The sequence below is a fragment of the Thalassolituus sp. genome, from assembly GCF_034111725.1.
Classification (GTDB): domain Bacteria; phylum Pseudomonadota; class Gammaproteobacteria; order Pseudomonadales; family Oceanobacteraceae; genus Thalassolituus.
Window position 1 is genome coordinate 24,442 of the sequence record NZ_JAWUWR010000032.1, and the last position, 7,997, is coordinate 32,438.

The window sequence follows — 7,997 nt, forward strand, 5'->3', positions numbered from 1 at the left end:
TTAGTGGGTAATAGTGAAGCACCAATATTACCGGGCATTGTCGAAGGCTTTAATGCCATGACCGCACTCGCCACCGAACAGCGGCTGCGTAACCTCGACGAATTAAGCGACACTGAAACACCGGATTACCAAAAAGCCAGCCGTCCATTCGCCAACAACGCGGGGTTTAGTATCGCTGAGTCGGCTCAATGTTTTGTTCTGGTAGATCGGGAATTAGCACTGGAAATGGGCCTAACTATTCTTGGCAGCATCGGTGATGTTTTTATTCATGCCGACGGTCATAAAAATTCGATATCTACGCCAAGTATCGGTAACTATTTAAGCCTTGGTAAAGCGCTAGCAAACGCAAGACCGAATCAGAACTCTTGTCACGCTGCGCGGGCGCCTTTGGCATAAAGCGCTGGCCTGTCTGCGCAATAAAGGCGCATCTCGGACACTCCATTGCCGCCGCTTCTGCCGACCAATTATTAATGACGCTGGGGAGTTGGGAAACAGGAATACTCCCTGGTATTAACACCGCAACGGCTATTGCCGATGATGTTATTCAAGAGAATTTAGATATACGCCTAAACCATCAACAAGAACGCTCAGAACGGCTAGATCTAGCCTTTATCAACAGCAAAGGTTTTAGCGGCAATAACGCTACAGGCTGGATTTTAAGTGGTCGAGCAACACGAGAGAATATAGAGCAAGCGTTAATACGAGACAATCAACACTATTTATGGAAAACGTATCAAGATAAAAACGAACAGATAAAACAGCAACAAAACACGTATTTAAAAGCAATGCGAGCAAGTAATTTACCACTGCCGTATAAAGACAAAGAGCAACAGCCACAACCGGACGAATTGCAACTTAATGCACAGGGTTTAACGTTACCGGGTGGGATATTCGAGCGAGTTTTAGAACGGTAGCACAGTGCCATCCCAGTGCAATAAATGCCCGTTTTGACTAGATTGCAAATCCTCCATCACCGCTAGCATGCGCTCGGCACTTTGCTCGGGCGTATACAATTTACCATCTGCAATTCCAGCCTGAAATGGCTGAGATAGCACCGTATCGGTCGTGCCGGGATGAACCGCTACAACCACCGACTGAGGACTTTTGCGGCCCCACTCAATCGACAGATTTTTAATAAACATATTCAACGCAGCTTTGCTCATACGATAGCTGTACCAGCCACCCAAACCATTGTCGGTCGCACTACCAACCATTGCCGATAGCGACAACCACCGCAAAGGCTGACTACGAGTCACTAAGGGGGCTACCGCTTGCGCTAAATGCACATGACTTAACACATTTACCGCCATGCTCTGCTGTAGCCAGTCTGCAGACATTTGCGCCAAGGTTTTCTCTGGCATATTCCAGCCCGTATGCAAAATACCAGCACAACAGAAGACCGCATCCAGTGAAGCTTTATCGGGTAAAACCGTCGTCAAAAATTGCGACACCTGTGCCACCGATTCAGGACTCGACAAATCAGCAATGCAATGAGCAGCCCCAACTTCGCCAGAACGGCTAACGGTAAATACTGTATGACCGTGCTCGCGCAGCAAAGTAACCAAGGCTTGGCCAATACCGCCGGAGGAACCGGCCACAAGAATACGCATGTTTTATTAACCTAATTAAAACGGCACATCATCATCAAAATTATCAAATGCTTGCGACGGCGCTGGCGCACTGCCGAACTGCTGACCGCCTCCAAACTGACCCCCACTCGCACCTAAGCGTTCCACACGCCATGCCTGCAAGCTGGTGAAACACTTCTCTGGCTTACCCGGTGAGTTCCACAAACGGCCTCCTAAGTTAAAATGAACATTCACTTCATCACCAATTTGATACTGATCCATCAAGGCACATTTATCTTTAATCAGTTCAAGCGCTACATAGTTTGGGTAATCAGCATTCTCGCCGTCACCACTTAACTTAACGACAAACTCGCGCTTAGTGAAACCGTTGTTACCAAAGGTTTTCGTCTCTTCGATAGAATGAATAATACCCTGAACTTCAAAACTCTTGGCCATAATGCCCCCTAATAATCAATGCAAAGATCATACAGGATGTAATTTCAAAGGGTAGCGTTGAAGAAGGTTGATCGAATATCGTTAAGAAATCTATTGTAGGGGGGCTCCCCCCCTACAACTGCTTAACGACTAATATCTTGGAGGCGTTGCGCCAGCTTAATCGAGTTTTGGCTCATACTATTTAGAGCACCGGCATCTTGATTACTGAGATCTGACAGCTCGCGGATACGTTCAGCTAGATCGCTGATTTGACGGCTTAAATGCGACTGATCATCGGCTGCCGCTTGTAGCTGAGCGATCATACTATCAATTTCGCTAGCGGAGTCCTGTGTACGTCGAGCCAAGGTTCTGACCTCATCACTCAGACCAAGCACATCGTCCGGGGGCAAGGGTCTTCCCAACCTTGTACCAACCCTCATCGTGATAACCACCTCCCTGAGGAAGGTTATAATCATCCAATCGTGTCAGACCAGTTCCTTCGCGTGCCCAGAATAAAGAATCCCGCTCTGCACCCGGCGTCAGGCGGAATGACTCGGGCCAGACTCCACCGCCAGCAATACGTGCATCTCCAAACTGATCAATAAGCACTTTAAGATGATCAACCAGCACGTCTCGGTCTGCTGGCAGCGATTCCGTAATAATTACCAGACTGCGAGTAAGAACCGCCGTAGCACTTAGTACCTCTGTAATATCTGTACGCATAGAATCGACACGGCTGTTCATATGCGCGTTGGACTCTGAACGAATAAATGAGTGTGACGGTGTACGTCACGGCACTAGTAAGTAAAAAGTATCAAATGACAGAGTGATGCTCTAAAGCCTTAAACAGAGCGGTTTTATATATTTTATTTAAGCCCTCCTTGGCGTACTACATCCATACCCTCCCTTGCATCCATGCCGCATCTAATTCCATCTTTCGATAGCAGCACCCCGATGCTGGCTCCCTGCCTACCTCCATGTGGTTGCTATTAAACGGTGGGTTTTAGTAATGCTCAATCACTGTACACATGAACATGTCGTTTATTTGGACACTACTTTCAAGCACATCTCAACTGATTTGGGCGCTTATTTGGGCATGTAGGGCGCGAGCGTGACCTGGCTTTCTGGGCTGATGATTATTTGCTGAGCTTCAGCTTTTTCACGATAACGATCTAGACGTAAGTGTTGCAGCCAGTAGATGAGTAATGCGGCGCGTACTTTGTAGGTGCGCTTGTGTCGACCATCGAGGGTGGTGTTCATGTCGTAATCAAGTGCAACAATATGCTGGCGTTCCGAGCTTAGGCGCGGATCGGGTTCTATGTTGAATTGCACCAACGTATTCCAAAGTTTGTCGTCGTTTTGACTCTTCGAGGCTTGGCCTTCGATATTGTGGATAGCGTTGATTCGGGAAAGCACAAAATCACGGAATTCTTGGTTTTTTTCACACCATGCCCGAGTGTGCCAGCGCGTACCGTCGTTAATTAAGCTATGTGGGCTTATGATTCTGTCTTCATATTCTGGGCTGTTGATCGAGGCATAGCCGATATCAATGCGTTGTTTTTGGCTAATGGCGCGCAGCAGTTGCCGTACAAGTTTGGGATCGGGAAGGCGTTGAAGACCGCTAAGCTGGTAGGTATTAACTTGAGTACCTGTCGAATTTTGCGACAGGTACGACTGCATCAATTGCATATATTCGTCGAGCGTACCGTTGCAAAAGCTGGGAATGAAGTGGTCGGTTGGCTCATAACCTTTGATCGCTGGATTGTACGTAAGGCTATCAGGGCAATGCTCTAGGTAACTTTGGATAAGTTTGCTAGCAGAAGAGCGGCTGTCACCAAATACATCACTGAGATGATTTGTAGTTAACCGCCCTTCCCACTGAGCGACAAGCTCGATCAGACGATAGCTTTGTAGGTGTTTATAGCGAACCGTTGGGGCTTGAAGTAGATCTTCTTCACTCATGGGATCTTCCCTCTTTGTATATCCTTATTAAGTTCGACAATAAAGGGATTTTAGAGCGGAGTAAATGCGCTGCGCTATTTGGCTTGATGGGCGAGAAGTATTGTAAGAGCGAAACTCTTTCGCTAAAAAATTTCGTTCTTACACCGTGTTTTTTTGATGTATGAGAAATAAGCGGCTTGGTTGAACATCGCTGCAATCAGCCCAAACTAGAATAAATGCTCGCTAAGTCACTGCTTTACTTAGCACAACTTACATTCAAGGTTGGTTATATTACCGTTAAAATTTTATTGTTCGCGAATATGCTTCACTTTTACTCAGCGCATCTTTAAGACGTTGAAAATAAGCTTCTTTAAGCTCTGCTGGGGCCATAATTTGTACATCGGGAGCATAGGCTAATAAGTCGCGTAATAATTCTCGCTGATCATTATATGGCAGCGTCAATTGATAATCGTCACCGTGCCACTGGCCCTTTGCATGGGGGTGCCACTGTTGTTGTGCGACTTGGTGCGCTACGTGAGCACTGAATAGCAGTTCGGCAGTATGAGTATTTTCGCCAGAAAATATGCCGTAGCTGTTATGAAAATGTTGTTTTAATTCGTGGTTATTAAATTCAATGGCATCTTCAGCACTAATTACGGCTGAATTTATTCGACTCAGCATAAAAGTGCGTAATTGTTGGCGCTGATGACAATAAGCATCCAGATACCAGTTGTCTCGATACAACACGAGTGTTTGTGGGCTTATACTGCGACGGCTGATCGTTTGCTTAATAGAAGCGTATTGAATTTCAATTTGCTTACGACCAAATAAGGCGTCGGTAACTTGTTGGTACACGACATTGTTAATGCTGCGCCGCCCGACACTCAGCACTTATACTCGCTGGGTGATATCGTCGGCTTTTAAGCCGCGTTGTTGCATGTAATCTTGCAGTTGCTGCTGCACTTGATCGAGTTCGTTGGCAACGAGGCCATCGTTTAATTCGCGAAGTATATTAAGTACGGTCACTATGCCGCGCAATTCTTGCGCTGTAAGCCAGATCCCAGGGAGCTGAAATTCTGGCTGTTCGGATTCATAGTAATAGGTTCGATCTGAATTCCGATATTGAATGGGTGCACCATATTGTTTCTGCATGGTGGCGATGGCATCACTGAGTTCTGGCGGTGTGCAATTTAGCTCCAGGGTAAGTGTCAGCCGATTTATACCTTCGGGACTTTGCTGTAAACGACGGTGTATGGTTTGGATGAGATCAATTTTTTCCAACGTATTATTCCTAACCGTTATGGCCTGTGGCAAATCTCGTTGTGCTCGACGTTAGCAATTTGATGACAACGGCTCAAGCTTTGTGTTGAGTGATCAAGAGTGCTTAGGGTGTACGTTTTTTTGCACACTTTTTTGTTTTTGTAATTGCAATCCGACCAGCTCGCCCCTACCTTACACGGTAGAAATTAATGAGTAAGGAAAGGCACAAAATGATTAAGGTCATTATCGAGCGCATGATCGCAGATGGTATGGAATCGACTTACGATGAAGCCATTAAAAATACCTTGTCAGCGATGATAGTAGCTCATGGTTATGTGTCGGGCGCGACCTATAAGGATGCGAAAGATAGCAATCACCGCGTGATTATTACTAACTGGCAAAGCTTGGAGTCTTGGGCGACGTGGTCTAAATCAGAAGAACGCGAACGTGTCATTGCTAGTATTCGCCCTATTTTGACCCAGCCTGAGAAATTTACGATTTTAACGGCTTGATTGTTCTGCTCGCTTGCCTGTAGGAGCGATTCAACGAACGTTTTTTGTTCGTAGTCGCGGTGAATGCTGAGATTTTTTCAATGCCGCAATTCGGCACTGCTCGCTTCGCTCCCTGAGTACCTCCTACAGATTTTCCTGAGCAAACTACCGATTTACCTGAGTACACATCACTGATTGGCTTTAACAAACATCGCAACAGCCTCCGCAGTCTTTTGCAGGTGCTGTTCGTGAGTAAATCCTGAAACTCGTCTTGGTTTCAGGTCATGATTACCGTCTGCTAACCATTCGAAAACAATCTTGTTGTCAATTCCATAGCTAGTCACGTCTTCTTCTGTACCCATAGGATCACGGGCGCCCTGTGCTATCAGCAATGGTTTTGTGATTTTCATCAAGTGTTCAGTGCGTTGTTTTTCTGGTTTGCCCGCAGGATGAAACGGATAGCCTAAACAGGCACACCCTTTAACTAGACCAGATTGATCCTCGGCCATAGCAACAATACTGGCGATACGCCCCCCCATGGATTTACCACCGATGACGCAGGGTCGATCTAGGTCAGAAATAACGGTTTGCCAGTCATCGATAAGTTTAGGGCCACGATCGGGCGGTCTTTTTTTACCATCTTCACGACGCTTTTCCATATAAGAAAAGTCGAATCGAACAACATAAACGCCAATGGCAGCTATGCGCTCTGCCATGTCCGTCATAAATTGACTTTGGCTATCAGCTCCAGCTCCATGCGCAAAAATAAACAATGGGTCTTCTGGGTTGCCGTTACTTGTATAAGTCTTGTACACTATTTTAAATTAATTCCGTTGCTGAATTGATATTGTAACGAGTTGCTAAAGTCATGTGACATCTTGCTCTAGGTCAAGATGCGCCTTTGTGACAACCATATTATTCACTTTGCCGTTCTTGCATCGTGTTGGGCTATGCTGGAACGGCCGGCATAAGGAGTTTAGCAGTGTGCTGTTTCACTCTTTGGTGAGAGTTGTTCTTATTTGCAAGTCTAATTTCTCAAAAAACTGGCTATAAGCCTCTGTAAATTCAGGTGTTTTTTGGGGGATTGATTGCAAAAATTGTCATCAAACACCATAATTGCGCCGATTTTTTTAACCCTCAATCCCTCGCTGTTAAATGGAATATGATCATGAGCACAGCATTTGACCATCCCGAGTACAACTATAAGGTGGTAAGACAATTTGCCATCATGGCCGTTGTTTGGGGCATTGTTGGCATGGCGGTTGGTGTTCTCATCGCCGCACAGCTGGCATGGCCACAACTCAACTTTGATACCCCTTGGTTTTCTTTCGGTCGTTTACGTCCGTTGCATACCAATGCGGTTATTTTCGCCTTTGGCGGTTGTGCCTTATTTGCAACCTCTTACTACATTGTGCAGCGCACATGTCGTACTCCTCTGTTCTCCGACACACTGGCAAGCTTTACCTTTTGGGGTTGGCAGGCGGTTATCGTTGCAGCAGCTATCACACTGCCTATGGGCCTAACCTCTACCAAAGAATATGCCGAGCTAGAATGGCCTATCGATATTTTGGTAACTCTGGTTTGGGTTTCGTACGTTGTTAACTTCTTGGGTACTTTGGCTATTCGTAAAGAAAGCCACATCTATGTAGCCAACTGGTTCTTCGCAGCGTTTATGATCATGATTGCGATCCTGTATGTAGGTAATAACCTTGCGGTACCGGTGTCACTCACTAAGTCATATTCTATCTGGCCGGGCACTATTGATGCCATGATCCAGTGGTGGTGGGGCCACAACGCCGTTGGTTTCTTCTTAACAGCAGGTTTCCTCGGTATGATGTACTACTTCGTACCAAAGCAAGCTGGTCGTCCGGTTTATTCTTACCGTTTGTCGATCGTTCACTTTTGGGCATTGATCTCTATATATGTTTGGGCCGGTGCTCATCACTTGCACTACTCTGCTCTGCCAGATTGGGCACAAACCTCTGGTATGGTCATGTCTTTGATTCTGTTAGCTCCAAGCTGGGGCGGTATGATCAACGGTATGATGACGCTGGCCGGCGCATGGCATAAGCTACGTACAGACCCTATTTTACGCTTCTTGGTTGTATCTTTGTCTTTCTACGGTATGTCTACCTTCGAAGGCCCTATGATGTCGATCAAAACCGTGAACGCTCTATCTCACAATACCGACTGGACCATCGGCCACGTTCACTCTGGTGCGTTAGGTTGGGTTGCTATGGTTACAATTGGTGCAATGTACCACTTGATCCCCGTTATGTTCGGCCGTAAGTCGGGCGATATG

At 46.3% G+C, this 7,997-nt stretch carries 12 protein-coding genes; 4 read left to right on the forward strand and 8 right to left on the reverse strand.

What is annotated here, in order from left to right; all coding sequences use genetic code 11:
• Positions 1–3 precede the first annotated feature (3 nt).
• Both UXZ23_RS04475 and UXZ23_RS04480 read left to right on the forward strand, forming a co-directional pair.
• Positions 4–396 (forward strand): hypothetical protein, encoded by a 393-nt coding sequence (locus UXZ23_RS04475; RefSeq protein WP_320819441.1) that lies wholly within the window; start codon positions 4–6, stop codon positions 394–396.
• Positions 366–914, forward strand: coding sequence for a hypothetical protein (locus UXZ23_RS04480; RefSeq protein WP_320819442.1), 549 nt, complete (start codon positions 366–368; stop codon positions 912–914). Before UXZ23_RS04475 ends, UXZ23_RS04480 begins: the two co-directional genes overlap by 31 nt.
• On the opposite strand, the gene UXZ23_RS04485 is transcribed toward UXZ23_RS04480, so the two are convergent.
• The 7 genes from UXZ23_RS04485 to UXZ23_RS04515 all read right to left on the reverse strand — a co-directional run bounded on the left by UXZ23_RS04485 (position 903) and on the right by UXZ23_RS04515 (position 5,225).
• A complete protein-coding gene (locus tag UXZ23_RS04485; RefSeq protein ID WP_320819443.1) occupies positions 903–1,610 on the reverse strand; it encodes an SDR family NAD(P)-dependent oxidoreductase in 708 nt (235 codons plus the stop codon). The two genes, UXZ23_RS04480 and UXZ23_RS04485, sit on opposite strands and share 12 nt — an antisense overlap.
• Positions 1,611–1,625: 15 nt before the next feature.
• Complete coding sequence (locus tag UXZ23_RS04490) at positions 1,626–2,024, reverse strand: DUF3127 domain-containing protein (RefSeq protein ID WP_320819444.1); 399 nt, start codon at positions 2,022–2,024, stop codon at positions 1,626–1,628.
• Positions 2,025–2,146: 122 nt separating this feature from the next.
• Positions 2,147–2,368 (reverse strand): hypothetical protein, encoded by a 222-nt coding sequence (locus UXZ23_RS04495; RefSeq protein WP_320819445.1) that lies wholly within the window; start codon positions 2,366–2,368, stop codon positions 2,147–2,149.
• A 13-nt stretch (positions 2,369–2,381) separates the two neighbouring features.
• Positions 2,382–2,747 carry a hypothetical protein gene (locus UXZ23_RS04500; protein ID WP_320819446.1) on the reverse strand — a complete coding sequence of 122 codons (366 nt, stop codon included), beginning with the start codon at positions 2,745–2,747 and terminating at the stop codon, positions 2,382–2,384.
• Positions 2,748–3,089: 342 nt separating this feature from the next.
• Positions 3,090–3,965 carry a helix-turn-helix transcriptional regulator gene (locus UXZ23_RS04505; RefSeq protein ID WP_320819447.1) on the reverse strand — a complete coding sequence of 292 codons (876 nt, stop codon included), beginning with the start codon at positions 3,963–3,965 and terminating at the stop codon, positions 3,090–3,092.
• A 276-nt stretch (positions 3,966–4,241) separates the two neighbouring features.
• The gene (locus UXZ23_RS04510) at positions 4,242–4,835 is read right to left on the reverse strand and encodes a WYL domain-containing protein (RefSeq protein ID WP_320819448.1); all 594 of its coding nucleotides are present in this window, start codon (positions 4,833–4,835) and stop codon (positions 4,242–4,244) included.
• Positions 4,836–5,225 (reverse strand): hypothetical protein, encoded by a 390-nt coding sequence (locus UXZ23_RS04515; protein ID WP_320819449.1) that lies wholly within the window; start codon positions 5,223–5,225, stop codon positions 4,836–4,838. It abuts the gene before it with no gap.
• 209 nt (positions 5,226–5,434) lie between these two features.
• On the opposite strand from UXZ23_RS04515, the gene UXZ23_RS04520 reads away from it, so the two are divergent.
• Positions 5,435–5,716, forward strand: coding sequence for an antibiotic biosynthesis monooxygenase family protein (locus tag UXZ23_RS04520; protein WP_320819450.1), 282 nt, complete (start codon positions 5,435–5,437; stop codon positions 5,714–5,716).
• Positions 5,717–5,883: 167 nt separating this feature from the next.
• Here UXZ23_RS04520 and UXZ23_RS04525 read toward each other — a convergent pair whose 3' ends face one another.
• Positions 5,884–6,468 carry an alpha/beta family hydrolase gene (locus tag UXZ23_RS04525; protein WP_320819451.1) on the reverse strand — a complete coding sequence of 195 codons (585 nt, stop codon included), beginning with the start codon at positions 6,466–6,468 and terminating at the stop codon, positions 5,884–5,886.
• A gap of 395 nt (positions 6,469–6,863) precedes the next feature.
• Here UXZ23_RS04525 and ccoN point away from each other — a divergent pair.
• On the forward strand, positions 6,864–7,997 hold a 1,134-nt coding region (gene ccoN, locus UXZ23_RS04530; RefSeq protein ID WP_320819452.1), incomplete at its 3' end, for a cytochrome-c oxidase, cbb3-type subunit I.